The organism is Azohydromonas lata, from assembly GCF_034427735.1.
Taxonomy (GTDB): domain Bacteria; phylum Pseudomonadota; class Gammaproteobacteria; order Burkholderiales; family Burkholderiaceae_C; genus Azohydromonas; species Azohydromonas lata.
In genome coordinates, this window is the sequence record NZ_JAXOJX010000012.1 from 52,370 (window position 1) to 77,180 (window position 24,811).

Below are 24,811 nucleotides of genomic sequence, written 5' to 3' on the forward strand. Positions count from 1 at the left end.
TAAGGGGCTGTCAGGCGCCGGCGTCTTCGGTTGGCAGGCCACAGTCGGCAAGGATGCGCCTTCCCCTGCGACCGCCACGGCCACGTCGAGCTGGACGCGCTGAGCACGCAGGTGCGCAACGGCTACTTCTTTGCCCGCGCGCTGGTGGGCCGCGAGTTCGACCTGCCGGCGGTGCAGGCCCGCTGAGAACGACGAAGCCGCCTGATGCTACGCTTGATGCCGTACTGCATCACTTCAGATGCATGGAGGTGGCTCATGCGGACCACAGTGACCATTGACGACGAGCTTTACGCCAGGGCGCTGGAGCTGGCGGACCCGGCCATGGACAAGGGCGACCTGTTCCGGGAGGCCGTGAAGACCTTCGTGCGTGTGCAGGCCGCCAAACGCCTGGCCGCCCTGGGCGGCGCTGCGCCCGCGATGGAGGACGTGCCGCGCCGGCGCGAACCCGGGCCCGTGTTGTGAACGTCCTCGTGGACACGTCGGTGTGGGTTCACCACTTCCGGCATGGCGAGCCCGCCCTGGTGGACCTGCTGCAGGCCGACCGGGTTCTGGTCCATCCGATGGTGCTGGGAGAGATTGCCTGCGGCACGCCTCCGGTGCGCGAGCGCACGCTGCAGTGGCTGGCGCAGCAGCAGTCGCCACTGCAGGCGGGCCTGCAGGACGTCCTGGCCTTCATCGAACGCGAGCGCCTGTACGGCCTCGGCTGTGGCCTGGTGGACATGACGCTGCTGGCCTCCACCCTGATGACCCCGGGCGCCGCGCTGTGGACCCGCGACGGGCGGCTGCTCAAGCTCGCCGAGCGCTTCGGCGTTGGGTATCAGGCGGCGGCGCATTGAGGCGGCGCGGGTGTGCGGGGAGGGATGTGGGACAGAGGCTGGTGATGCCTGGGCCGCCAATGAGACACCCTGTGTCAACCTCCCGCCGTTTTGAGCGCGTGCTGCAAGCCGCCGTGCCGGGCTTCCGCCCACGGCCGCTCGACCATCAGGCGCGATCCCGTCTCCACCCTGCGCACCAGAAAATCCAGCCCGTGCCAGGCCTCCTCCAACTGCCGCAAGCCGGGATGCCGCAGCAGCGCGTGCCAGGCGCGCACGTAGTCGGCGGCGTAGCGCCGGGACATGTCCTCCCCAGGGTGGCCAGCTCGTCGGCGCCCTCCGCGCGTGCCGCGTCGCCCAGCACCCAAGTTTCACTTTGCAGCGACTGCGCCAGTTGTCGGCTCTGCGGCAGGAAGACTTCGGCGTAGCCGTGGGCGGTGAAGAGGCCCGGGATGCCGCGCTCCAAGTCCTGCCCGCTGCGTTGTTCGAAGGCCGCCGCGCCCGGGCCCAGTGCCGCGCGTGGGGTGAAGTGTGGAAGGACCGCGAGGTGCGGGTGTGCCATGGCGATGACCGGCTGCACGTGGAGTAGGGCAACAGCGAGATCAAGGTGGCGGCCGGCACACACACCATCGAGGCCGCGGTGGCCATCGTGCTGCGGGTGGGCAACAACAGCATCACCATCGAGCGCCAGGGCATCCGGCTCGAAAGCCTGCAGATCGCTGCCGGCGGCAAGCTGGGCGTGGAGGTCGAGGGGCGGCAGGTGCAGGTGCAGTCGCAGACCACGCTGCACCTCAAGGGCTTGTGCACCACGGTCGATGCCCAGGCGCTAACGGCGCTCAAGGGCGCGCTGGTGCTCATCAACTGAAGCGGGAGGCCGGCCATGGACGGCACGGGCATGGGCGCGCCACAGGCTCTCCAGGGAGTGTGTTCGCTGCCGGGCTTGGCGGCGTGTCGGCCGCGGTCGGTGTGCGAGCGGGTGGAACTGTCCGTGGCCGGGCGCGCGGCCCTGGCGGCCGACCCGGCACCGAAGGGCTTCTTGGCCGCCTTGCTCGAAGCCGGCTGTCTCGACGATGCGCTGCAGTTTCTGGCACATGCGCTGCCGCGTGCGCGCGCCGTGGCCTGGGCCTGTGTCTGCGTTCGCATCTCGATGGATGTGCAACCCATCCCAGCGGCCGAGGGCTGGGCTCGCGTACCGGGCGAGCGGGTTTCACAGGAGACGCCATGGCTGCGCAGGCTGCGGCCCGCCAGGGGGCCCCAAGCGGCACGCGTCGCGGCGCTGGGTGCCGCCTGAAGCGGAGACAGCCTCACCCCACCGCAGCAGCCGCGCGTTGCGCCGGAGCCGTCCCTGGGTGCCGCCACGGTGGCAGCCGCCGTGCGCTTGGCCGCTGCCGGTGACCCGGCGCGGGCACGCACCGAGCTACCTGAAATGGAACTGTGCGGTGTGCTCGATGCCATCGGCAAAGCGCAGGACCAGCCGGCGGCACTGCCCGGCCCAGGACAGCTCGGTTTTCCAGACGTAGGTGTAGACGTCGGTGCCGCCGTCGTAGCTCAGCCGGCTGCGGTCTGCCTGCACGGTGCGCTCGACCTCGTCGGTGCGGGCACCGGGATCGCACGCCACCATGCGCGAGAGTGGATAGCCGCTGGCGAAGATGGCCAGGCCCTGGTTGCCGCCCAGGCGGAACCTCACCGGCACGCCCGCGCCGGCGCGCAGCGTGTTGACGACCGGCGGCGCGTTCACGGGCGCGAGGAAGCCGCCAAAGCGGTAGCTGCTGCGCACCGCCAGGGAGGTGAAGTGCCCGGCGCCGATGGCCATCACGTCACGCAGCCCGGCGGGGATGTCCAGCTGGCCGGCGACATCGACGCCCCAGGCCACCACGCTGCCGTCGCGCTTGAGCGCCAGCGTGTGCCCGCTGCCGGCAGCGATGGCGCGGACGTTGTTCAGCTTGGGCGCAGCGTCGCTCAGTCCGGCGACGTTGTCGTCGCCCCAGACGACTACCGTGCCGTCGCTCCTGAGTGCCACCGTGTGCGCGTAGCCGGCGGCGATGGCCACGACGCCGTGCAACCCGGCCGGCACGCTGCACTGGCCGCCCTCGTTGTTGCCCCACGCCACCACCGTGCCGTCGGTCTTGAGCGCCACGGAGTGAGCGTAGCCGCCGGCCACTGCCCTGACGTCACGCAGTCCGGCCGGCACGTTGGTCTGGCCGAACTCGTTGTAGCCCCAGGCCACCACGCTGCCGTCGCTCTTGACGGCCAAGGTGTGGAACGCCCCGGCGCCGACGGCCCTGGCGCCGCTCAAGCCCGCGGGCACATCCGTCTGGCCGTCGAAACCGGAGCCCCAGGCCACGACCGTACCGTCGCGCCCGAGCGCCACGGTGTGGCTTTCGCCTGTGGCCACCGCCACGACATCGTGCAATTCCGCTGGAACATTCGTCTGGCCGAACTGGTCGTCCCCCCAGGCCACCACCGTGCCGTCGCGCTTGATCGCCACCGTGTGACGGGAACCCCCGGCGACGGCCACGACGTCGTGCAGCCCACTCGGTGCACTGCTTTGGCCCCAGTCGTTGGCGCCCCAGCCCACGACCGTGCCGCTCACGGCGGCATGTGCTGTGCCGGTCGTCACGGCGGCCAACGGGGCGGCAATGCACGCTGCAAGCAACGCCACGCCGTGCAGCCGAGCGCGCGCATGTTTCATTGAAATGGCCATGGCTCTACTCCTTTTGTGCATAGGCGGTAGGGCAGCCGAGTCGCTTCGCGTCACAAGCGAAGGGGCGGCCCAGGGCGACACTTGCCACTGCGCGGCCTCGGTCGGACTGACAGCCGTCAATTGCGACGCCGGCCATTGAGGGGTGGTTGCACTTGAGACCGCCGGATGCCCTTCCGGTTGCGCAGTGCCGTGTCACCGAGGATTTCGCGATGAAGCGCATCCATTTCCTGGCGAAGCACGACAGCCCGGGTTAGCCCCAGGTGAAGTCATCATACGAATTTGTATGATGACTTCACCGTTTCACCACGCAGCGATGCTGTTCCTGCCCTTGCAAGGCGGGCTGCGCTGCCGACTCCATGAAGCTCGCTTGCATCGCCGACGATTTCACCGGGGCCACCGACCTGGCCAACAACCTCGTGCGTGCGGGCATGCGCGTGGTGCAGACCATTGGCGTCCCCGCCGACGCGGCGCCCGTGGACGCGGACGCGGTGGTTGTGGCGCTGAAGTCGCGCACCATCGCCGCGACCGAAGCGGTGGCCGAGTCGCTCGCGGCCCTGCGCTGGCTGCTGAGCCTGGCACCCGGGGACGCTGCGCCCCAGGTCTACTTCAAGTACTGCTCCACCTTCGACAGCACCGCCCAAGGCAACATCGGTCCGGTGAGCGAGGCCTTGATGGACGCGCTGGGGTGCGCGCTGACCATTGCCACACCCGCGTTCCCCGACAACGGCCGCTCGGTGTTCAAGGGCCATCTCTTCGTCGGCGACGTGCTGCTGAGCGAGTCGGGCATGCAGCACCACCCGCTCACGCCCATGACGGACCCCAATCTCGTGCGGGTACTGCAGTCGCAGTGCACGCGGCCGGTGGGCCTGGTGGAGTACCGCACGGTGCTGGCCGGCGCCCAGGCCATCCGCCAGCGGCTCGATGCGCTGCGTGCCGCGGGCACCGGCCTGGCCATCGTCGATGCCGTGACCAACGAGGACCTGATGCGCATCGGCGAGGCCGTGGCCGAACTGCCGCTGGTCACCGCGGGATCGGGTCTGGCGACGGGACTGCCGCCTCGTTGGGGCTTCGCGCCCAATGAGCAAGCGGCGCGGCTGCCCGCGGTGCGCGGCCGGCAAGCCATCGTCGCGGGCAGCTGCTCGGTGATGACCAATTGCCAGGTGCGCGCCTTCATCGACGCCGGCGGCGCGGCGCTGGCCATCGACCCGTTGCGCCAGGCCGATGGCGCAGACGTCGTGGGCGAGGCCCTGGCCTGGGCTCGCGAGCATCTGGCGCACGCGCCGGTGCTGATCTACTCCACCGCGGAAGCGGGCGCCGTGAAGGCGGTGCAGCAGCGGCTGGGCGCACAGCACGCCGGCGAGTTGGTCGAGCGCTGCCTGGCCGATGTGGCTTGCGGCCTGGTCGAGCTCGGCGTGGGCCAGCTCGTCGTGGCCGGTGGTGAAACCTCCGGCGCCTGTGTCCAGGCCCTGGGCATCGAGTCGCTGCAGATCGGCCCGCAAATCGACCCCGGCGTGCCGTGGTGCCATGCGCACAGCACGGTGGCGCGGGGCGGCCTGCATGTGGCGCTCAAGTCCGGCAACTTCGGTGGCGCCGACTTCTTCTCCAGGGCCTTCGGGGTGCTCGCCGCCTCGCCCGCGCGATGAACGCGCCGGACCTGCGCGACGAGGTCTGCGCCGTCGGCCGCTCGCTGTTCGAGCGCGGCTACGTGCACGGCACGGCCGGCAACATCAGCGTGCGGCTGGAGGACGGCAGCTTCCTCATCACGCCGACCGACGCCTGCCTTGGACGGCTGCAGCCGCAGCGCCTGGCCCATGTCGGCCCGGATGGGCAGCCGCTTGGCGGTGACCGCGCGAGCAAGACGCTGGCGCTGCACCGGCGCATCTACGCCGCGGACGGCCAGGCGCGCTGCGTCATCCACACCCACTCCACGCACCTCGTGGCCCTGACGCTCAAGGGCGTGTGGAGCCGCTCGGACGTCGTGCCGCCCATCACGCCGTACTACGTGATGAAGGTCGGCCATGTGCCCTTGATCCCGTACCACCGGCCCGGTGACCCCGCGGTGGCCGACCTGGTGGCGCAGGCCATCGAGGCCGGGCACGCGGCGGGCGCGCCGCTGCGCGCGGTGATGCTCGATCGGCTGGGCCCCAATGTCTGGCACGACTCGCCCGCGGCGGCCATGGCCGTGCTCGAGGAGCTTGAAGAGACGGCCCGGCTGTGGCTCATGACCGCCACGGCGCCGCTGGCGCCTGTGCAGATCGAGGAGCTTGTCCGGGCGTTCGGCGCCCGCTGGTAGCCGTCCCTTCCACCCATGCCCCGTCCACCATGCTGAAGTTCTCCGCCAACCTCTCGATCCTGTTCACCGAGCTGCCGTTTCTGGAGCGCTTCGCCGCCGCACGGCGCGCGGGCTTCTCGGCCGTCGAATGCTGGTTCCCCTACGAGCACGCCGCGGCGACGCTGCGGCAGGTCCTGGACGACAACGCGCTGACGTTGGTGGGCATCAATACCGCCGCCGGCGAAGCCGGCCAGTGGGGCCTGGCGGCGCTGCCCGGCCACGAGGCGGCCTTCGACCGCTCGGTGCGGCAGGCGCTGGACTATGCGCAGGCGCTGGGCCAGCCCTCGGTGCACGTGATGGCCGGCCTGGCGGGCCACGTGCCGGCCGCCGACGCCCAGCGCAGCTACCACGCCGGCCTGGAAAGGGCGGTGCGCCTGGCCGAGGGCAGCGGCGTGCGGCTGCTCATCGAGCCGCTCAACGGCCGCGACCGTCCGGGTTATTTCCTCAGCAGCGTCGATCAGGCCGCGGAGGTGATCGAGCGCACCGGCCTCACGAGCCTGCGCATCATGTTCGACTGCTACCACGTGCAGGTGCAGCAGGGCGACCTCATCGCGCGGCTGCGGCGTCACTTTGCCAAGGTCGGCCATATCCAGATCGCCGGCGCGCCCGCCCGCGGTGAGCCCGACCGTGGCGAAATCAACTACCCCGAGGTGCTGCGCGAGGCGGACCGGCTCGGCTGGAGCGGCTGGATCGGCGCGGAATACCGGCCCAGCGGGCCGACGGCGGAGAGCTTCGGCTGGCTCCACGAGCTGCGCCGCCTCGGCATCGCCGCATAGCGCCTGCGTTCCCTTCAGCAGCTTCTCGATTCCACCTTTGGATGTGCCCCGCACCGGGGCACGCCGTTCCCACGCCCAGCACAACCCGCACGGAGACATCCCATGAGCAGCAAGCCTTCGTTCCACCACACCCGCCGCATCCTGCTGGGGGCGATCGCCGCATGCGTGGCCGCCGGCAGCGCCCTGGCGGCGGACTACAACGAGCACAGCTTCAAGCTGGGCCACGTGATCGCCGACGACCATCCCGCCGCGCTGGGCGGCAAGCGCTGGGCCGAGCTGCTGGCGCAGCGCAGCGGCGGCAAGATCAAGGTGCGCGTGCACGGCAACGGCACGCTCGGCGGCGACACGCAGATGACCTCGGCCGTGCAGGGCGGCGTGCAGGAGCTGGGCATCATCACGTCGTCGCCGATGGCCAGCGTGGTCAAGGAGATCGGCCTGCTGGACCTGCCCTTCACCTTCAACACGGCCCAGGAGGTCGACAGCGTGCTGGCGGGCCCGGTGGGCCAGGCCATCGCGGCCAGGATGAGCGACAAGGGCATGGTAGTGCTGGGCTGGATGGAAAACGGCTTCCGCAGCATCACCAACAGCAAGCGCCCGATCACCCGGATCGAGGACCTGCAGGGCCTCAAGATCCGGGTGCTGCAGAACCCGGTCTACATCGACGCGTTCAACACGCTCGGGGCCAACGCGGTGCCGATGCCGTTCCCGGAGGTGTACCCCGCGCTGGAATCCAGGGCCGTGGACGGCCAGGAGAACCCGCTGGGCACCATCAACACCTCCAAGTTCAACGAGGTGCAGAAGTACCTGAGCATCACGCGCCACACCTACACGCCGTATGTCGTGGTGATCAGCAAGAAGGTCTGGGACAAGCTCACCCCGGACGAGCAGCAGCTCATGCGCGAGACCGCGGCCGAAGCCTCGGCCTACCAGCGCGACGTCTCGCGCAAGAGCGAGGCGCGGTTCCTGGCCGAGCTCAAGCAGCGCGGCATGCAGGTCAACGAGCTGTCGGCGGCCGAGGCCGCCCGCATGCGGGAGAAGCTTGCGCCTGTGATCAGCAAGTACTCGAAGGAGCTGGGCGGCGAGCTCGGTGCGCAGATGCTGGCCGAGATCTCCAAGGTGCGCGTCAGCGCCAAGTGAGCGGGTGCCGCCTCGCGCTGTTGCCGGCACGTCCGGTTTCCTATGGATAACCTCTGAACCATGAACGTCCTCATCACCGGCGGAGCCGGCTTCCTCGGCGCCGCGCTGGCCAGGCGGCTGGCCGCACAAGGCGTGGCCGGGCGCAGCGTCGAGCGCATCACGCTGCTGGACCGGGCTGCCCCGGCCCAACCCATCGATGACCCGCGCGTGTGCCACGTGGCGGCCGACATCAGCGACCCGGCGGCGCTGGAGCGCGCGATCGGCGAGCACACCGGCACGATCGTCCACCTGGCCGCGGTGGTGAGCGGCCAGGCCGAGGCGGACTTCGACCTCGGCATGCGCGTGAACGTCGATGCCACGCGGCTCATCCTCGAGCGCGCGCGGGCGCTGGGCACGCGGCCGCGCGTCGTGTTCACCAGCTCGGTGGCGGCCTTCGGTGGGCCGCTGCCGGCGCGGGTGGCGGACGACACGCGCGCCCTGCCGCAGAGCTCCTACGGCGTGCAGAAGGCGATTGGCGAGCTGTTGGTGGGCGACTACACGCGCAAGGGCTACATCGACGGTGTCACGCTGCGCCTGCCCACCATCTCCGTGCGCCCGGGTGCGCCGAACAAGGCCGCCTCCAGCTTCGCCAGCGGCATCATCCGTGAGCCGCTGGCGGGGCTGCCCGCGGTTTGCCCCGTCTCGACGGACGTGCGCATGTGGCTGCAGTCGCCGGACTGCGCGGTGAGCAACCTCGTGCACGCAATCTCGCTCGACGGCGCGCTGCTCGGCATCGACCGCACGGTCAACCTGCCGGGGCTCTCGGTCTCCGTGGGCGAGATGATCGGCGCGCTGCGCGAGGTGGCCGGCGCCGATGTGGCTGCACGTGTGCGCTTCGAGCGCGATCCGGTCGTGGAGCGCATCGTCACCTCCTGGCCCAGCGACTTCACCGCCGAGCGTGCCCGCACGCTGGGGTTCGTGGCCGACCGCGACTACGCGTCCATCATCCGGGCTCACCTGGCCTCCCACGGCGTGCACACGGCGGCCTGAGCAGCGCGTGCATCACCGACAATCCGGTACGGCGCATGCGGCTGGGGATGGCGCTCGCATGACGCCGATGGTCATGGGAGCGTGGTCGCAATCGGATGGAGGCGGTGTTGAACAACAGCAAACAGTTCCTGGTGCCGTCGACACGCGGGCGCGTTCCGCTGCCCGGCCGTGCCGGGCAAGGGCAGGCACAGCGACTTGGGGCCGGGAGTGGCCATGGCGACTGAGCAGGCGCAAGGCCCAGCCGCTGGCCGTCCCGGTTGCGGCACGCTGGCAGACCGTGTCACGGCGTCGCTCATGCAGCAGGTGCGCGGTGGCACGTACCCGCCGAACTCCCGGCTGCCGCCGGAGCCGGTGCTGGCACAGCAGTTCGGCGTCAGCCGGACCGTGATTCGCGAGGCCGTGTCTCGCCTGAAGTCCGAGGGCTTGGTGGAAACCCGCCAGGGCAGCGGCACCGTGGTGCTCGGCCCCCAGGCCACCCATACTTTCCGCATTGCCGCGCCCGGCGGGGACATCGAGGTCCGCGCGGTCCAGGAGGTGCGCTGTGGCCTGGAAAGCGAGATGGCGGCACTTGCCGCGGCCCGCCGCAGCGACGCGCAGAACGAGCGTATCCAGCGTGCGCTGCGACGCATTGCCGATGCGGTGGCCGATGGGGGTGACGGCGTCGCCGAGGACATGGCGTTCCACGCTGCCATCGCCCAAGCCGCCGACAACCCGCTGCTGACCTCGCTGCTGGACTTCATCGGCAGGGCACTGCGCGACGTGATTACCGTCACCCGTGCCAACGAAGCCCGGCGCGAGGATTTCGCGCGCCAGGTGGAGCTGGAGCACGCCGCCATCGCAGAGGCCATTGCCCGTCAGGATGTCGAGGGTGCCCGGACCTCAGCCCTGCGCCACATGCAAGCCTCGATCGAGCGCATCACCGTCGCGGAGGCGGAGCGCAACAAGGCGGAAAAGACCCGGCACTCGCGCTCTGGCAAGAGCGTGCGCTGAAACGGATGAGCGCCGTTGACAATTGCAGTCATCAACATACAGCGCCGAGTCAGACGGCCTTGATTGAGGCTTCGGCTTGATGGATCGGCGACGGCGCAGGATGAGCACCCTCGTTCGCCTTCAGAGCCGGTGCAGTGATGGCAGCAGGCCCGGCATGCCGCGGTGGTGCGGCATTCGGCGTGGTGGTCCAGGGCGCTTCGACCGGGGGCGAAGCCGCCATCCTCGCGATCCTGTCAAAAGGTGTGGTTGATGCCGACGTTCAAGAACGTCGTCTTCGCGCCAGGGGCGAAACTGCCGTCGGCCACGATGCTGGTCTTCAGGCTGGACTGTGACTTGGCATCGACGTAGGCGGCCTGCACGTACAAGGTCGTTCGCTTCGACAGCGCGTAGTCGTTGCTGAGCACCAGGTTGCGCGTGTGGTCCTCGGTGTTGAGTTTGTCCTTGTTGTCGTAATAGGCCAGCGTCGCTGTGTTCTGCGGGTTCCATTTCCAGTCGATGCCCGCGCCGATGGCGTCGACCTTGGACGTGCGGATCCCGTCGGCATTGCTGTTCTTGCCCTGCAACCAGTTCAGCTTCAGCGTGAACGCGCCCAACGGCACGGCACCGCCAAGGCCGGCGTGTTCGATGTTTCGGTTGCCGCTGGCCTGGTCCTTCATGGTCTGGTAGGAGGCCGACAGCATCACCGGTCCGTCGTAGGCCGCACCCACGGCATAGGCCGTGTTGCGTGAGCCATGGCCCGGCTGTTCGCCAGGCGAGTAGAGCACGCCGAAGCTTACCGGGCCAACGGTGTTGCGATACTGGATGGCATTCTTGAAAAAGATCCCCACGTCGTTGTTGCTGTTGACCGCGTCCGCACCGGCCAGGGCTTCGAGCTGGTTGTAGGCCCAGGCGTAGAGGTTGGAAAACTGCTCCTTGAAGGCACGCGGTTCGGTGTTCAGGTGCGCCAGCAACGCCGGGCCGTACTGGCGTCCGATCGTCAACGAGCCCCAGTCGCCGGACAGGCCGATATTGGCCTGACGGCGGAACAGGATCGTTCCGCTTCCGGCACTGTCGCCGCTGCCGTGCAGTGCGCCGGTGTCCATGTCGAAGTGCGACTCGAGGTTGAAAAACGCTTTCAGGCCATTGCCCAGATCTTCGGTGCCGCGCAGGCCCCATACGCTTTGGCGCAGGCCGCTGGTCTCGACGCGTGTCAGGCTGCCACCGGCGCGGGATTTCGACTGAGTCAGCACGCCGGCGTCGACGATGCCGTAAAGCTGCACCTGGGTGTCGGCCAGAGCCGGGGCAGAACATTGAGCGCAAACCGCGGCCGCAGCCAGTGCTCGCTGGATCATCTTCATGGTTGTCTCCTCAAATATGTTGGCTTGTCGCCTCCAGCGATGACGGAGGCGGGGTCGTTTGGCAGATTCCGTGCCAGTCGATTTGCCGGAGGAAGACGGCTTTTGCCTGCGACAGATGTCTCCATCAGCGACAGGCCGCGCGACACTTGTAGGCGGCCGTGCTACAGCCGGTTGGGTGCCGTGATCCCGAATCGCTTCATCTGCCGGTAGACCGTGGCCCGGCAGATGTGCAGTTCCTGCGCCGCGGCGGTGACGTTCCACTTGTGGCGCCGCAAGGCGTGCAGCAGGCGTCCGGCGTCGAGGCGCAGGTCCTGCTCCAGTCCCGTGTCGCGCTCAGGGGCGGGGAACTGCACCGTCATGCCACCGCTCCCGCGGCCAATCTCGGCGGGCAGGTCGGCCGGTGTCACCGGCGCGTCGCCCGCCAGCGCCAGTGCGTAGCGCAGCGCGTTGCGCAGCTCGCGGACGTTGCCGGGCCAGCGGTGGCTGGTGAGCAGGGCGAGAGCTTCGGCCGTCAGGCTGCCCGTGCGGCCGAGGCGGCCGGCCTCCTCAGCGAAGATGGTGTGGATGAGGAAGCGCCATGTCACGGCGCTCGCGCAGTGGCGGCAGCCGCAGGACCGCGCCGGACAGGCGGTAGTAGAGATCCTCCCGGAATTGGCCCCGCTCGATGGCCACGCGCAGGTCGCGGTGCGTGGCTGCAACGACGTTGAGCTTCACCGCGATGGGCTGATCGGCGCCCAGCGGCAGCACGTGCGACTCGGAGAGCACCCGCAGGAAGCGGGTCTGCAAATGCAGCGGCATGTCGCCGATCTCGTCCAGGAAGAGCGTGCCGCCGTCCGACTGTGCGATCAGGCCCTTCATGCCCTTGCTTCTGCCACCGGTGAAGCAGCCCGGCGTGTAGCCGAACAGCTCGCTCTCGATCAAGGTTTCCGGGATCGAGGCGCAGTTGACGGCGACGAAAGGCTTGCGAGCCCGCGCGCTGTGGTCGCGCAGCGCCTTGGCCAGCACCTCCTTGCCGGCACCCGTTTCACCTTGGATCAGCAGGCTGACCTGGCTGTCGACCAGGCGCTTGGCGTGGCTGATCAGTGTCTGCATGCCGGGGTCGTCGCCGGCCAGCCGATCCAGCGCGCCGGGGCGCACGCCCGCCGCCGGTGCCGCGGTGCGCACCGGCATGGCCGCTGCTGCGGTACCCGCCCGGGTACGCGGCGGCATCACCGCAGGAAAGAAGCGCTCGTTGTGGAAGGGATAGCGGCCCACCACTTCGCGGGCGGTGGGCGCGTTTGCGCGCGCGAGCGCCCACAGCGCGTCAAAACCCATGTCCAATAATTCCAGCAGGTTGCGGCCGAGCAGCGATGTTGGAGCCGCCTCGCCCGGCGAGGGCGCGCCGAAGCGGCGTCGCGCGCCACTGTTCGCACCGACGATCACCGCATCCTCGTCGAATGCGAACATCACCTCGCCCGCGACCTCGACCAGCCCGCAGGCCTGGCCCAGCCGCAGGATCCAGTGCCGGCCGAAGCTGCTCAGGAAGTTGGCGTCCTCGATCATTTGCGCATACATCGCCACCAGCTGGCGTACGAGGTGCTGGCTCTCGCGTGCGGAGGGTGACTGCAGCGCCGATACGTCGAGCACGCCGAGCAACTCTCCGTCCGGTGCGAACAGCGGCGCCGAGCTGCAGGTCAGCCCAATGTGGGTCGCATCGAAGTGGTCCGCATGGTGACAGGTGATGGCCTTGCGCTCGATCAGGCTGGTGCCCACGCCGCAGGTGCCGGCATTCGCCTCGCTCCAGTCCGCACCCAGGATGAGGCCGGCGGCCCTGAGTTGCGGTTCGGTCGCTGCGTTGCCGATGTAGTCCACGGTGATGCCGTCGGCATCGGTCAACAGCACCATGTAGGCCAAGTCGGCGACACGGCGGTACAGATCCTCCATGCCGGAGCGTGCCACGCGCAGGAAACCATCCATGCGCTGCTGGTGCCTGCGAACGACCTCCGAAGGCAGGATGCGCGCCCGCTTAGGCTGCGTCGGGTCCAGTCCATACTGAGAAATGCACCGCGCCCACGAGCGGTGGAACATGGATGCGGCGTCGCTGTGCGGCAGCGTGCTTGCGCCACTGCCGACGGCAATGACGTTGTCGATGTGGCGGGTCAATGCATTGGCCATGGGATGTCTCCTCGATCCGGGCGCTCTGGTGGCGGTCTGACGGTCACCGACCGGAGCGCTGCCCGTTGCTTGGCCCATCTCGATATCCCAACAGCATGCCCCCGGGTGGCGATCAGCTGCCTGCGCAATAGCGAGACCCGTGCCATGCAGCCTGCAGCGTCTCGGCGCCGGGTGGACGGCGTTCCCGCGTGGGCACGAGTGAGACATCTGTCGCCAAGCAGATGCGTCACAGGCGACACCTGTCGCAGGGAGCAGTGAGAGCCGGGTATGCGGCAGCTGTTGATGCCACAACCGTACCGCACGACGCCACCAATGTCGGCTGCGCACGCCGTGTGGCCTGGGTCAACCCAGGCAAGCACACTGCCGCGCCGGTGGCATGAATGCTGCACACCAAGCGCGCGACGCTGTTCGCGCTGCATCGCTTGCGTGGATGCCGTTGCCTGGGCCGGCAGCGATCCGCGGCAGAACCTGAAGACGACCGAGTCGCCGACGACCAGCCCGCCACCGTTTCTGAAGAAGGACACCCGTTGATCCCTGCCTCGATCGGCGTCATCGCCAACCCGTCTTCCGGGCGTGACATCCGGCGCCTGCTTGCCTGGGCATCGGTCTTCCCAACCCACGAAAAGGTCCAGACCGTGCTGCGCCTGCTCGCCCCGATGGGACGGCTGGGCGTGGCCGAGGCCTGGATGGTCCCGGACCGGGCCGGCATCGCGCAGCGCGTGCGCGAAGAGGCGGCGGACGCCGTTCGCCGTGGCGTGCCCATGCCGGCGGTGCGCCTGATCGACATGGCCGTGATCGACGGTCCTGGCGACAGCGCCGCTGCCGCCGGGTGGCTGCGCGCCCGGGGCGCTGCGCTGATCGCCGTGCTCGGCGGTGACGGCACACACCGCGCGGTCGCATCGCACTGCGGCTCGGTGCCACTGGCCACGCTGTCCACAGGCACCAACAACGCGTTTCCGGACCGACGCGAGGCGACGCTGGTGGGCATGGCCGCCGCACTGGCGGCCACCGGCCGCGTACCGGCCGAAGTCAGCCTCAGCGCCAACAAGGTGCTGCACGTGCGGGGCGCTGGTGTGGACGAGCGGGCGCTGGTCGACGTGGGCGTGTCGCGCGAGCCCTGGCTGGGAGCGCGTGCCGTCGGCGACGGCGGCACGCTGAGCGAGCTCTTCGCCAGCTTCGCCGAGCCGAAGGTGATCGGCCTGTCCTCCATTGCCGGTCTGCTGCACCCGGTGGCGCGCAGTGAACCGTGCGGCGTGCACGTGCGCTTCGGTGCGGGCCAGCGGCTGTGGGCGCCCATCCTGCCCGGTGCGCTGGAGGCCGTCTCGGTGGCGGCTGTCGAGACCATGCACCCCGGAGAGCCGGTCCGGCTGCCGGCCGGCCAGGGCACGCTGGCCCTGGATGGCGAGCGCGAGATCGAGTTCGACACCGGCGCGGGCCTGAGCGTCGAGCTGCGTCTCGACGGCCCGCGGACGCTGGCCGTGGAGGCCACGCTGGCCCACGCAGCGCGTCACGGCCTGCTGGTGGACGGCGCGGAGCCCAACGCCGGCTGATCAACGCGGCGCCGGGTGCCGGCGCTCGCGAAGCACCTTGCACCGGGCTGCTGGCGGTTCAGGCCAAGGCGGCTGCCTCGAAAAGAAAGCCCGCCAGCAGCCGTGCCAGGGCGTCGGGCTGCTCCGCCTGGACCCAATGGCCGGCGCCGGCCAGGCTGACGATCTGCGCTTGCGGGAAGTGCGCCAGGATGGCTTGTTCCCCCGCGCCATCGACATGGTCCGAAACACCGCCCTTGACGAACAGCGCCGGCATGCCGCCATGGGCCCCGGCCAGATCGTTTGGAAAGCCGCACAGCGCCTGCAGGCTGGCCAGGATGCCGGCCCAGCCGATGCGCCAGCACCAAACGCCCTGCGGGTCCGGCCGCAGGTTCTGCAGCAGCATGGCCCGCAGCGCCGGCTGCGCGATGTGCGCGGCGAGCCGGGCGTCGGCCTGCGCGCGGCTGCGCAGCGTGCGCAAGTCCAGCGCCTGGGCGGCGCGGATCAGCTCGCCGTAACGGTCCGGGTAGGCGACCGGCGCGATGTCGACCACCGCCAGGCGGCTGACACGGTCGGGCGCGCGCAGCGCCATCGCCATCGCCACCTTGCCGCCCATGCTGTGTCCCACGATGCTTGCCCGCTCGATGCCGCGCGCGTCAAGCAATGCCAGCACGTCGTCCGCCATCGCCGCGTAGTCCATGTGCGGCATGTGCGGCGAGCGGCCGTGGTTGCGCAGGTCCGCCGTCACGATTTCGCCGCGTGGAGCGAGGCGGCGCGCGATGTCGTGCCAGTGGTGCGCGGCGCCGAACAGACCGTGCAGCAGGAGCACGGGCGGGCCGTGCCCCTGGCTGCGGGCAAACAACGCGCAGGGGGCCACGTCAGCGCCCGGGCTTGCGCGGCATGAACAGGTCCGTGATGGAGCCGTCCACGATCTCGGCCGCCAGGGCCACCGACTCGGACAAGGTCGGATGCGCATGCACCGCGTGCGCCAGCTCGTCGATGCCCAGGCCCTGCTCCAGCGCCAGCACCGCCTCGGCCAGCAGCTCGCCGGCATGCACGCCCACGATGCCGGCCCCCAGCACGCGCCCCGTGCCGGGCTCGACCAGCAGCTTGGTGAAGCCGTCGTCGCGACCCGCACCCAGCGCGCGGCCGGAGGCGGCCCAGGGGAACACGCCGCGCTCGTAGGCGATGCCCTCGGCCTGGGCCTGCGTCTCGGTCAGGCCCATCCAGGCCACCTCGGGGTCGGTGTAGGCGATGCTGGGGATGGTGCGCACGTCGAAAGCGCTGTCCAGGCCGGCAATGTGCTCGGCGGCAACGCGGCCCTGGCGGCTGGCCTTGTGGGCGAGCATCGGCGCGCCGGCGATGTCGCCGATGGCATAGATGCCCGGTACGCTGGTGCGGCAGTGCCGGTCCACCGGGATGAAGCCGCGGGCATCGAGCTCCAGCCCCGCGGCGTCCACCTGGAGCGCGTGGCCGTTGGGCCGGCGCCCGATGGCCAGGAGCACGCGGTCGTAGAGCTGGGGCTCGGCCGGCGCGGCGCCGCCCTCGAAATGCACGCGCAGGCCTTCGGGGCGTGCCTCGATCGCGCGCACGCGCGTTGCGCACAGCACGGCCTCGCAGCGCTTGCGCAGCCGGGTCTCCAGTACCTTGACGAGGTCGCGGTCGGCGCCCGGCATCAGGCCATCGGCCATCTCGACCACCGACACGCGCGAGCCGAGCGCTTCGTAGACGGTGGCCATCTCCAGCCCAATGATCCCGCCACCGACAATCAGCAGGCGCTTGGGCACGTCGGCCAGGGCCAGCGCGCCGGTGGAGTCCATGAGCCGCGGATCGTCCAGGGCCAGCCCGGGGGGCACGACGGGAGCAGACCCCGCTGCCACGATGCACTGGGCAAAGCGCAGGCGGCGAGGGCCCTCGGCCGTCTCGACCAGCAATTGGGTGGGCGAGGCGAAGCGCGCCCGCCCGCGCAGCACGCCGACCTTGCGCTGGCGCGCAAGCCCGGCCAGCCCGCGCGTGAGCTTGGCGACCACCCCGTCCTTGAAGCCGCGCAGTGCGGCCAGGTCGATCTCCGGCGGTGCGAAGCGGATGCCGTGAGACTGCATCGCCTGGGCGTCCGTGATCACCTTGGCGGCATGCAGCAGGGCCTTGGACGGGATACAGCCCACGTTCAGGCAGACGCCGCCCAGGGTTGCAGCCTCATCGACGATCAGCACCTGGCGGCCCAGGTCGGCCGCGCGGAACGCGGCCGTATAGCCGCCGGGGCCGCCGCCCAGCACGACGACATCGGCGTCGGGAAGATCGACGGGTTCAGTGTGCATGTTCATGTCCATACAGTCCAAAAAATGGCTGCCGTTGCACGCGTGCGGCGACGGCAGCCAAGCCGTGCGGCCCAGCCTCGTGGGTCCGCACCAAGGAGACAAGGGGTCCCGGCCCGGGTGCGCCGGGTAGGGCGACGCTCAGAGGTCGCGGCGCTGCATCGCCTCGGCGATGTGCCCGGCCTGGCGGATCGCCAGCGCGACGATGGTCAGCGTCGGGTTCGCCGCGGAGCTGGATGTGAACTGGCTGCCGTCAGAGACGAACAGGTTCTTCACGTCGTGCGACTGGCCCCACTTGTTGACCACGCCGTCGCGCGGCTTGGCGCTCATGCGGTTCGTGCCCATGTTGTGGCTGGCGGGGTAGGCCGGCATGTCGATCACGCGGGTGGCGCCCACCGCCTCCGAGAGCTTGCGCCACTGCTGCAGGCCATGGGCCGCGAGGCGCTCGTCGTTCTCGTGGTAGGTCTTGGTCACGATGGGGACGGGCAGGCCGTACTGGTCCTTCTCGGTCGGGTGCAGCGTGATCGAGTTCTGCTCGCGTGCGAGATCCTCGCCGCAGACCCACACGCAGCTCATGTGGTCGTACATCTCCAGTGCCGACGTCACGTCGCGTCCCCAGCCGCCCGGCTTCATGAAGGCGGCGGTGTAGGGCAGGTGCAGCGCCAGGCCTTCGAGGTAGTAGCCGCCGAAGAAACCGCGCTTGGTGTCCAGCGCGACCTCGTCGGCCACCACCGCGGCGATGTCGAAGCCGCGGTACATGTAGACCGGCTTGCGGTTGATGGACACGGCCGCGGCCGTCGAATGGTTCATGTAGTTGCGGCCGACCTGGCCTGAGCTGTTGCCCAGACCATCCGGGAACATCGACGAGGCGGAGTTCAACAGCAGCCGGGCTGACTCGATGGAGTTGCCGGCAACGCACACCACGCGGGCCTTCTGCAGATGCTTGCGGCCGGACTTGTCGGCATACAGCACGCCCGTGGCCTTGCCCGACTTGTCGTGCTCGATGCGCAGCACCATGCTCTCGGGCCGCAGTTCCACGAGGCCGGTCGCGACCGCGCGCGGGATCTCGGTGTACAGCGTGGACCACTTCGCGCCGATTTTGCAGCCTTGCATGCAAAAGCCGATCTGCTGGCAGGCCGGGCGCCCGTCGTAGGGTGCCGAGTTGGAGGCCGCCGGGCGGACGATTTGCTTGTAGCCCACCGCCCGCGCTCCCGCCTCGATCACGCGGTAGTGGTTGTTGGGCGGCATCTCGGGCTGGCCGCTTGCCTTCGAGCCCGCGACACCCATCTTCTTTTCGGCCAGGTCGTAGAACGGAGCGAGCTCGTCATAGCCCAGCGGCCAGTCGAGGACGTTGGCGCCGGGCACCTCACCGTAGATGGTGCGGGTCTGGAAGTCGTGCGGGCGAAAGCGCAGCGCGACGCCGGACCAATGCACGGTCGAACCGCCGACGCCCTTGACGATCCACGCCGGCAGGTGGGGGTAGGTCTTGGTGTGGTGCCAGCCGCCGGCCGAGATGCGCTTGTCCAGCCAAGAGATCTTGTTGAACATCGCCCATTCGTCGTTCTCGAAGTCCGCCTGTGTCCAGTGCTTGCCGGCCTCCAGCACGACGCACTTGACGCCGCGCTGCGCCAGCTCGTTGGCCAGCGTCCCCCCGCCTGCGCCCGAGCCGATGATGACGACCACGCTGTCGTCGCTGAGCTTGTACTTGGGTGTCATGTTGCTTCCTGCCAGCGGGCCTCAGAGCCAGTCGATGTCGTTGAAGCCGCGGTTCACGTAGCCACCCTTTTCCCAGGACGACCCTTCATAGCCGAACAGCGGCCACAGCGCCTTGTTGTTGTAGAGGCCGGTGATGAGGTCACCCTTGACTTTCTGGAAGAAGGCACCGGGCTCGATGGCCTTGAGCAGCGCGACGCGCTCGTTTTCGCTGGGCACGTCGAGGTAGGGCTGGCCGTGCTGTCGGCGCGCACGCGTGTCGAGGTCGGCCACGCCGCCCAGCAGCAGCGTCCTGAGCGCGCGGTCGTTGGCGGCCTTGGTGTCGTAGGGCGTGACGGCCTCGGCATAGAAGCGGTCGGGCAGCTTGTCGTGCGGAAAGATGTCGCGCGCCATCTTGATCAGCGTGCGGCCCGCGGTCTCGCCCAGCGTCCCGAAGGACTTGGCGTAGACCTCGGCGGGCATCATCGTGAGCGTCGCGGGCACGACGCTCACGCCGATGGCGGCCAGGCCGCCGCTGCGCATGAAGCCACGGCGATCGAGTTGAGGTCGCTTTTCCGGATGCCGCATGGACGGCGGGTCGTTGGCCGGGGCGCCCTCGCAGGCGCGGCCGGTTGTCTCCATCTTCATTGGGAATATCCTTGCATTCATTGGTTGCAAACGCACCCTCGACGCTGGGGCGCGTACCCTGGTTGCCTGCGCCGGTGGCTCACGCCCCGGCGCAGGCCCAATCCAGGTCGCTGGGCGACGCCGGCTGGCGTGCCGTGGCGGCCGGTGGCTGCCAGGCCTGCAGCAGTGCTTGCTCGACGGCCTTGGCCAGCGCCTGCACCGGTACGTCGCGGCCGGCCGTCTCCTGCACAGAGGTCGTGCGCGCGGCCAGCGCCCGCGCATCGGCCTCGGGTCGGCCAAGCACGCGGCACAGCAGTGCCCAGGGCGGCGGCGCCAGCAGCAGCCCGCCCACGAGCAGCACGCCGGTGCGCCGGCGTACCTGGGCTAGGCCGACGAGCTTTTTCTCCTGCGCCACGACCTCCCAGGGAGAGAGCCCGCCGTAGCAGGCCCACGCCAGCGGGTCGTCGGCGCGCGATGCGGCGAGTGCCGTCGGCGCCAGCGCCGTCGCCGCGATGCCGAAGCGCCGCAGCACGCCGGCCAGCGCCTCACCGAGCCAGCGGTAGGCCGGCACGGGCCCGCCACGCACCAGCTCGTGGGCGGCCGGCAGTGCCACCGAGAGCCCCAGCATCCACGGCCCGACCAGCACGGCACCGCCGCCCGCGTCGCGCAGCAGCACCGGCAGCTCGCAGCGGTCGTCCACCGTGGCCAGCAGCCGCCGCTGCGAGCAGCCCAGCACGACGGCCGGCGCGTCGTAATGCCACAGCCGCGCCACCGGGTTGGTGGGCGGCTGCAGCAGCTGCGCCTCGTTCCAGCGCTGCTCGGCGCAGGCCACGCCGCCACCGGTCAGGATGGGGTCGCTCGCACTCACAGCTCGCGTGCCTGTTCGAGCAGGTCCGCCAGCTCGCGCAGGAACAGCGCGGCCGGATGGCCATCGATGGCGCGATGATCGAAAATCAGGCTCAACGTGGTCATCGGTGCGGGCACGACCGTTGCGCCGCGTACCACGGCCCGTTCGATCACGCGACTGACGCCCAGGATGCCCACTTGTGGCGGGTTCAGGATCGGCGTGAACCAGTCGATACCGGTCATCCCCAGGCTGGTGACGGTGAAGGTGCCGCCCTGGTAGGCACGCGGCGGCAGCTGTCCTGCGCGCGCCGCCGCGGCAAGCTCGCGTGCTTCGGCCGCCAGCTGCGTGGCCGACTTGGTGTCGGCCTCGCGCAGCACCGGCACGGCCAACCCACCGTCGACGGCCACCGCCAGGCCGACGTGCACGTCCGGGGCACGCTCGATGCCGCCCTCGCGCATCAGCGCGTTCATTGCGGGGTGGCGGCGCAGCGCCAGCGCCGCGGCGCGCACGACCAGTGCGGTCGGCGTCAGCTTCGTGCCTTGCTCCGCGACGCAGGCCTGCAGTGCCTGGCAGGCGGTCATGTCGACGTCCACGGCCATGGCCACGCGCGGCGCCTGCCAGCCCGCGCTCATGTTGCGTGCGATGCTGCCACGCAGTCCCTTGAGCGGGATCAGCGCCGGCGCCGTGGCTGCCACGGCTTCGCTCATGCCGCGCTCCTGAGCATGGCCAGCGCTTGGCCGGGCTTGAACGTGCTCTCGGCCTCAACCAGGATCTTCTCCAGTACGCCGGCCTGCGGCGCGACGATGTCGTGGTTGGCCTTGACCACCACGACGCTGGCCAGGGTCTGGCCGGCCGCGACGGTGCTGCCTTCGGCGACGAGCCATTCCTCGACCAGCGCCTCGGTGCCGGGCTCGACGTCCTGCCAGGCGTCGGCGGGAAGGGTGATTTCGATGTTCATGCGAGAGCTCCTTCAGGGCGGCGCGCGTTCATCAGCTGGCGCGCGGCGGTGGCGATGTGTTGAACCTGGGGAATGACGAACTGTTCGAGCGGGCGGCTGAACGGGATGGGCACGTCCGGCACGGCCAGGCGGCGCACCGGCGCCTTGAGCACGACGCTGTCGAGGTTCTCCGCGATCAGCGCGGCGATCTCACCCGTTAGGCCGAAGCTCAGGTAGTCTTCGTCGGCAACCAGCAGGCGGCCGGTCTTGCGCACTGACTGCAGCACCGTGGCGCGGTCCAGCGGCACCAGGGTGCGCAGGTCAACGATCTCGGCGGAGATGCCCTCGCCGGCCAGCTCGTTGGCGGCAAGCACGGCCTTCTGCACCATTTGGCTGAGCGTGACGATGGTCACGTCGCTGCCCTCGCGCACGACGCGCGCCTGGCCGAAGGGAATGGCGTAGGCCTCGGTGGGCACGTCCGTCGTGCTGCCCTCGAAGTAGGACATCCAGGGCAGCCCCATGATCCCCTTGTGGAACAGGAACATCACCGGGTTGTCGTCCCGGATGGCCTGCATCATCAGGCCCTTGGCATCGTAGGCGTTGGAGGGCACGACCACCTTCATGCCGGGCATGTGCGCGAAGGTGGACCACAGGCACTGCGAGTGCTGCGCGGCATCGTTGTAGCCGCCACCGGTGGCCGCCATCAGCACCATGGGCAGCCGGATGTTGCCGCCGGCCATGTAGGTGTTCTTGGCCATGTGGTTGTAGATCATGTCCATGCAAACGCCGAAGAAGTCGACGAACATGATCTCGGCGATGGGGCGCATGCCCTCAGCCGCGGCGCCGATCGCGGTACCGATGAATGCGGTCTCCGAGATGGGCGTGTCCATGATGCGGTCCTTGCCGAATTTTTCCAGCAGGCCGCCGGTGGCACCGAAAATGCCGCCGTACTTGCCGATGTCCTCGCCCAGAACGAAAACGTCGGGGTCGCGCGCCATCTCCTGCGCGATGGCTTCCGAAATGGCCTGCGCCATCGTGAGCTTGCGGGTCGTGGTCATTGATGTTTCCTTGCGATCGGGTCTGGACGCTCAGGCAAAGACGTGCAGCAGCGCGTCCTCGGGTTTCGGATAGGGGCTGCTGCGGCCGTACTCGAAGGCCTGCGCCACGCGCTGGCGCACGTCGGCACGCAGCGCGTTTTCGCGCGCGTCATCGAGCAGGCCCTGGCGGCGCAACTGGCCGGCGAGCCTCGCGATCGGGTCGTTCTTCTTCAGCTCGGCGACCTCGCCCTTGCGGCGGTACGCCTCGGGGTCGCCCTGGAAGTGGCCAAAGTAGCGGTCGGTCTTGACCTCCAGCAGCGTCGGCCCTTCGCCGCGGCGTGCCCGCGCAATGGCTGCGCCGGCGGCCTCGTAGACGGCCAGCGCGTCGTTGTGCTCCACCAGCACGCCCGGCATGCCGTAGGCGCTGGCGCGATCGGCGTTCCAGGCAACGGAGGTCGATTCGGACTTCTCGACCGAGATCGCGTACTTGTTGTCCTCGCAGACGAACAGCACGGGGAGCTTCCACAGCGACGCCAGGTTCAGCGACTCATGGAACGCACCCTGGTTGGTTGCGCCTTCACCGAAGAAGGCCACCGCCACGGCATCGGTACCACGCTTCTTGGCCACCAGCGCCGCTCCACAGGCCGGCGGCAGGCTGGCGCCGATGATTCCGCTGCAGCTGAACTTGTGCGCCGGGTCGAAAAGGTGCATGTGCCCGCCCTTGCCGCGGCCCAGGCCCGTGTCCTTGCCGAACATCTCGGCGGTCATCGGGTCCAGGGGCACGCCCTTGGCGATCGCGAAGTGGTGGGGCCGGTGCGAGCCGACGACGGTGTCGTCGGTTCGCAGGTGTGCACACACGCCCACGGCCACCGGCTCCTGGCCGGCGGCCAGGTGCATCTCACCGGGCACCGGCCCGCCGCCAATGTCGAAGGCTAAGCCCTTCTGAATGTGCGGCGGCAACTTGCCTTCGAGGTAGACCTTGGACATGGTCTCCTCGTACTCGCGGATCTCAACCATCTTCTCGTACATCCAGAGCATGTGCTCCGTCGTTGCGCTCATCGCCGTCTCCTTGGATGAATGGGCATTGGCCTTCGCGGCTGCGATGCCATTGCCGAGGCAAGCACTCTTTTGCACGGGCCGTGCCAGCGCTTTCGCGCCCGGTGGTTAGGACCTCATGGCAACGCGTTTCACAGGGATGGTCCGTGGGCGCGCGCCATGGGCGACGGGGGGCGTGTTTCGCCGCATGCACGACAGCTGTTGCGCGCGCCTGCGACAGCGCGACAGCTGTCGCACCACGCCGGCGTGGCCTTGGCGGGAGCGGCGCAAGGGCGGGGGCGCTAGCCGTTGGGGACTGGCCTTGCGCGGCACGGGACTTGCGCCGGCTGCCGGACTTCAACCGGAGACCGACCCATGGCAAGCCAGCCTTCCCCCTACGACCCCACCGCCAAGCAAAAGGCGCAGGCCAAGACTTCACGCATCCCCATCAAGGTGGTGCCGGCCGAAGTGCTCAAGAAGCCGGAGTGGATACGCGTGAAGGCCGGTTCGCCCACGACGCGCTTCTACGAGATCAAGCAGACGCTGCGCGAGCACAAGCTGCACACCGTGTGCGAGGAAGCCTCCTGCCCGAACATCGGCGAGTGCTTCGGCAAGGGCACGGCGACCTTCATGATCATGGGCGACAAGTGCACGCGGCGCTGCCCGTTCTGCGACGTCGGCCACGGCCGCCCGGACCCGCTGGACGTCAACGAGCCGCAGAACCTGGCGCAGACGATTGCGGCGCTCAAGCTCAAGTACGTGGTCATCACCAGCGTGGACCGCGACGACCTGCGCGACGGCGGCGCCGGCCACTTTGTGGAGTGCATCCGCAAGACGCGCGAGCTGTCGCCTTCAACGCAGATCGAGGTGCTGACGCCCGACTTCCGCGGCCGCCTGGACAAGGCGCTGGACATCCTGAAGGAAGCGCCGCCGGACGTGATGAACCACAACCTGGAGACCGTGCCGCGCCTGTACAAGGAAGCGCGCCCGGGCGCCGACTACCAGTTCAGCCTCACGCTGCTGCAGCGCTTCAAGGAAGCCGTCCCTGGCGTGCCGACCAAGAGCGGCCTCATGGTCGGCCTGGGCGAGACGGACGAGGAAATCCTGGAAGTCATGCGTGACATGCGCGCGCACGGCATCGACATGCTGACCTTGGGCCAGTACCTCGCGCCCAGCGGCCACCACCTGCCGGTGCGCCGCTACGTGCACCCGGACACCTTCAAGATGTTCGAGGACGAGGCCTACAAGATGGGTTTCACCCACGCCGCCGTGGGCGCGATGGTGCGTTCCAGCTACCACGCGGACCAGCAGGCCAGCGATGCGGGTGTCGGACCCAGGAGTGGCGCGATCGTGCGCGCAAGGCGAAGCTTGATCGACGGTGCGTCCCGAGGTCATGAGGGTGTCGAATCTCAAGGCGTGGAACGGCGTGTCCCTCAAAAAATTGGTCAAGGACGGGATTGATTGACGAAGGCCTAAACAGAGGCTTGTCTGGTCCGATAAGGGTGGGGTACTGCCCATGCCTTG

General features: G+C 69.4%; 26 protein-coding genes and 2 pseudogenes. 13 read left to right on the forward strand and 15 right to left on the reverse strand.

Features of this window, described 5'->3' with window-relative positions; all coding sequences use genetic code 11:
• The first annotated feature begins 30 nt into the window (after positions 1-30).
• From SM757_RS09755 to SM757_RS09765, 3 genes are all read left to right on the forward strand, one after another.
• Positions 31-186 carry a hypothetical protein gene (locus SM757_RS09755; protein WP_322465291.1) on the forward strand — a complete coding sequence of 52 codons (156 nt, stop codon included), beginning with the start codon at positions 31-33 and terminating at the stop codon, positions 184-186.
• 69 nt (positions 187-255) lie between these two features.
• Entirely contained in the window at positions 256-462 is a 207-nt protein-coding gene (locus SM757_RS09760) for a type II toxin-antitoxin system VapB family antitoxin (protein ID WP_322465292.1), read from the forward strand.
• Positions 459-836 (forward strand): type II toxin-antitoxin system VapC family toxin, encoded by a 378-nt coding sequence (locus tag SM757_RS09765; RefSeq protein ID WP_322465293.1) that lies wholly within the window; start codon positions 459-461, stop codon positions 834-836. Before SM757_RS09760 ends, SM757_RS09765 begins: the two co-directional genes overlap by 4 nt.
• 74 nt (positions 837-910) lie before the next feature.
• Here SM757_RS09765 and SM757_RS09770 read toward each other — a convergent pair whose 3' ends face one another.
• Both SM757_RS09770 and SM757_RS35555 read right to left on the reverse strand, forming a co-directional pair.
• Positions 911-1,117 (reverse strand): hypothetical protein, encoded by a 207-nt coding sequence (locus tag SM757_RS09770; RefSeq protein ID WP_322465294.1) that lies wholly within the window; start codon positions 1,115-1,117, stop codon positions 911-913.
• A 41-nt stretch (positions 1,118-1,158) separates the two neighbouring features.
• Positions 1,159-1,374: pseudogene (locus tag SM757_RS35555) on the reverse strand (ImcF-related family protein); the annotation flags it as partial.
• A 45-nt stretch (positions 1,375-1,419) separates the two neighbouring features.
• On the opposite strand from SM757_RS35555, the gene SM757_RS09775 reads away from it, so the two are divergent.
• The gene (locus SM757_RS09775; protein ID WP_322465295.1) at positions 1,420-1,677 is read left to right on the forward strand and encodes a hypothetical protein; all 258 of its coding nucleotides are present in this window, start codon (positions 1,420-1,422) and stop codon (positions 1,675-1,677) included.
• 15 nt (positions 1,678-1,692) lie between these two features.
• On the forward strand, positions 1,693-2,103 hold the full coding sequence (locus SM757_RS09780; protein ID WP_322465296.1) for a DUF6931 family protein: 411 nt from the start codon (positions 1,693-1,695) through the stop codon (positions 2,101-2,103).
• 126 nt (positions 2,104-2,229) lie between these two features.
• Here the strand turns inward: SM757_RS09780 and SM757_RS09785 are convergent, their stop codons facing one another.
• On the reverse strand, positions 2,230-3,516 hold the full coding sequence (locus SM757_RS09785; RefSeq protein ID WP_322465297.1) for a PxKF domain-containing protein: 1,287 nt from the start codon (positions 3,514-3,516) through the stop codon (positions 2,230-2,232).
• A 356-nt stretch (positions 3,517-3,872) separates the two neighbouring features.
• On the opposite strand from SM757_RS09785, the gene otnK reads away from it, so the two are divergent.
• The 6 genes from otnK (at position 3,873) to SM757_RS09815 (ending at position 9,780) form a co-directional block, all read left to right on the forward strand.
• A complete protein-coding gene (gene otnK, locus SM757_RS09790) occupies positions 3,873-5,159 on the forward strand; it encodes a 3-oxo-tetronate kinase (RefSeq protein ID WP_322465298.1) in 1,287 nt (428 codons plus the stop codon).
• On the forward strand, positions 5,156-5,809 hold the full coding sequence (locus tag SM757_RS09795; protein ID WP_322465299.1) for a class II aldolase/adducin family protein: 654 nt from the start codon (positions 5,156-5,158) through the stop codon (positions 5,807-5,809). Before otnK ends, SM757_RS09795 begins: the two co-directional genes overlap by 4 nt.
• Before the next feature lie 29 nt (positions 5,810-5,838).
• The gene (locus tag SM757_RS09800; protein WP_322465300.1) at positions 5,839-6,624 is read left to right on the forward strand and encodes a hydroxypyruvate isomerase family protein; all 786 of its coding nucleotides are present in this window, start codon (positions 5,839-5,841) and stop codon (positions 6,622-6,624) included.
• Between the two features lie 102 nt (positions 6,625-6,726).
• Positions 6,727-7,761, forward strand: coding sequence for a TRAP transporter substrate-binding protein (locus SM757_RS09805; protein WP_322465301.1), 1,035 nt, complete (start codon positions 6,727-6,729; stop codon positions 7,759-7,761).
• Between the two features lie 60 nt (positions 7,762-7,821).
• Positions 7,822-8,790: a D-erythronate dehydrogenase gene (denD, locus tag SM757_RS09810; protein ID WP_322465302.1), complete on the forward strand. Its 969-nt coding sequence runs from the start codon at positions 7,822-7,824 to the stop codon at positions 8,788-8,790.
• Positions 8,791-9,003: 213 nt separating this feature from the next.
• Positions 9,004-9,780, forward strand: coding sequence for a FadR/GntR family transcriptional regulator (locus SM757_RS09815; RefSeq protein ID WP_322465303.1), 777 nt, complete (start codon positions 9,004-9,006; stop codon positions 9,778-9,780).
• Positions 9,781-10,013: 233 nt separating this feature from the next.
• Here SM757_RS09815 and SM757_RS09820 read toward each other — a convergent pair whose 3' ends face one another.
• The 3 genes from SM757_RS09820 to SM757_RS09830 form a co-directional block, all read right to left on the reverse strand.
• Positions 10,014-11,117 carry a porin gene (locus SM757_RS09820; RefSeq protein WP_322465304.1) on the reverse strand — a complete coding sequence of 368 codons (1,104 nt, stop codon included), beginning with the start codon at positions 11,115-11,117 and terminating at the stop codon, positions 10,014-10,016.
• 161 nt (positions 11,118-11,278) lie between these two features.
• Positions 11,279-11,701, reverse strand: coding sequence for an AAA-type ATPase lid domain-containing protein (locus SM757_RS09825; protein ID WP_322465305.1), 423 nt, complete (start codon positions 11,699-11,701; stop codon positions 11,279-11,281).
• Complete coding sequence (locus tag SM757_RS09830) at positions 11,664-13,271, reverse strand: sigma-54-dependent Fis family transcriptional regulator (protein WP_322465306.1); 1,608 nt, start codon at positions 13,269-13,271, stop codon at positions 11,664-11,666. Before SM757_RS09830 ends, SM757_RS09825 begins: the two co-directional genes overlap by 38 nt.
• Before the next feature lie 527 nt (positions 13,272-13,798).
• Between SM757_RS09830 and SM757_RS09835 the strand changes: the two genes are divergently transcribed.
• Positions 13,799-14,821, forward strand: a complete 1,023-nt coding sequence (locus SM757_RS09835) for an NAD(+)/NADH kinase (RefSeq protein WP_322465307.1) — start codon at positions 13,799-13,801, stop codon at positions 14,819-14,821.
• Positions 14,822-14,879: 58 nt separating this feature from the next.
• On the opposite strand, the gene SM757_RS09840 is transcribed toward SM757_RS09835, so the two are convergent.
• From SM757_RS09840 to SM757_RS09880, 9 genes are all read right to left on the reverse strand, one after another.
• Positions 14,880-15,626, reverse strand: a complete 747-nt coding sequence (locus SM757_RS09840; RefSeq protein ID WP_456062119.1) for an alpha/beta fold hydrolase — start codon at positions 15,624-15,626, stop codon at positions 14,880-14,882.
• Positions 15,627-15,675: 49 nt separating this feature from the next.
• A complete protein-coding gene (gene lpdA, locus SM757_RS09845) occupies positions 15,676-17,115 on the reverse strand; it encodes a dihydrolipoyl dehydrogenase (RefSeq protein ID WP_322465309.1) in 1,440 nt (479 codons plus the stop codon).
• Positions 17,116-17,253: 138 nt separating this feature from the next.
• Positions 17,254-18,828 carry a GMC family oxidoreductase gene (locus SM757_RS09850; protein WP_322465310.1) on the reverse strand — a complete coding sequence of 525 codons (1,575 nt, stop codon included), beginning with the start codon at positions 18,826-18,828 and terminating at the stop codon, positions 17,254-17,256.
• A 21-nt stretch (positions 18,829-18,849) separates the two neighbouring features.
• On the reverse strand, positions 18,850-19,452 hold the full coding sequence (locus SM757_RS09855) for a gluconate 2-dehydrogenase subunit 3 family protein (RefSeq protein WP_322465311.1): 603 nt from the start codon (positions 19,450-19,452) through the stop codon (positions 18,850-18,852).
• Positions 19,453-19,531: 79 nt separating this feature from the next.
• The gene (locus SM757_RS09860) at positions 19,532-20,299 is read right to left on the reverse strand and encodes a lipoyl protein ligase domain-containing protein (protein ID WP_322465312.1); all 768 of its coding nucleotides are present in this window, start codon (positions 20,297-20,299) and stop codon (positions 19,532-19,534) included.
• Positions 20,296-20,985 carry a 2-oxo acid dehydrogenase subunit E2 gene (locus SM757_RS09865; RefSeq protein ID WP_322465313.1) on the reverse strand — a complete coding sequence of 230 codons (690 nt, stop codon included), beginning with the start codon at positions 20,983-20,985 and terminating at the stop codon, positions 20,296-20,298. Before SM757_RS09865 ends, SM757_RS09860 begins: the two co-directional genes overlap by 4 nt.
• The gene (locus SM757_RS09870) at positions 20,982-21,236 is read right to left on the reverse strand and encodes a lipoyl domain-containing protein (protein ID WP_322465314.1); all 255 of its coding nucleotides are present in this window, start codon (positions 21,234-21,236) and stop codon (positions 20,982-20,984) included. The genes SM757_RS09865 and SM757_RS09870 overlap by 4 nt, the downstream gene beginning before the upstream one ends.
• On the reverse strand, positions 21,233-22,273 hold the full coding sequence (locus SM757_RS09875; RefSeq protein ID WP_322465315.1) for an alpha-ketoacid dehydrogenase subunit beta: 1,041 nt from the start codon (positions 22,271-22,273) through the stop codon (positions 21,233-21,235). Before SM757_RS09875 ends, SM757_RS09870 begins: the two co-directional genes overlap by 4 nt.
• Positions 22,274-22,303: 30 nt before the next feature.
• On the reverse strand, positions 22,304-23,311 hold the full coding sequence (locus tag SM757_RS09880) for a thiamine pyrophosphate-dependent dehydrogenase E1 component subunit alpha (RefSeq protein WP_322465316.1): 1,008 nt from the start codon (positions 23,309-23,311) through the stop codon (positions 22,304-22,306).
• A 351-nt stretch (positions 23,312-23,662) separates the two neighbouring features.
• On the opposite strand from SM757_RS09880, the pseudogene lipA reads away from it, so the two are divergent.
• Positions 23,663-24,616: pseudogene (gene lipA / locus SM757_RS09885) on the forward strand (lipoyl synthase); the annotation flags it as partial.
• Positions 24,617-24,811 lie beyond the last annotated feature (195 nt).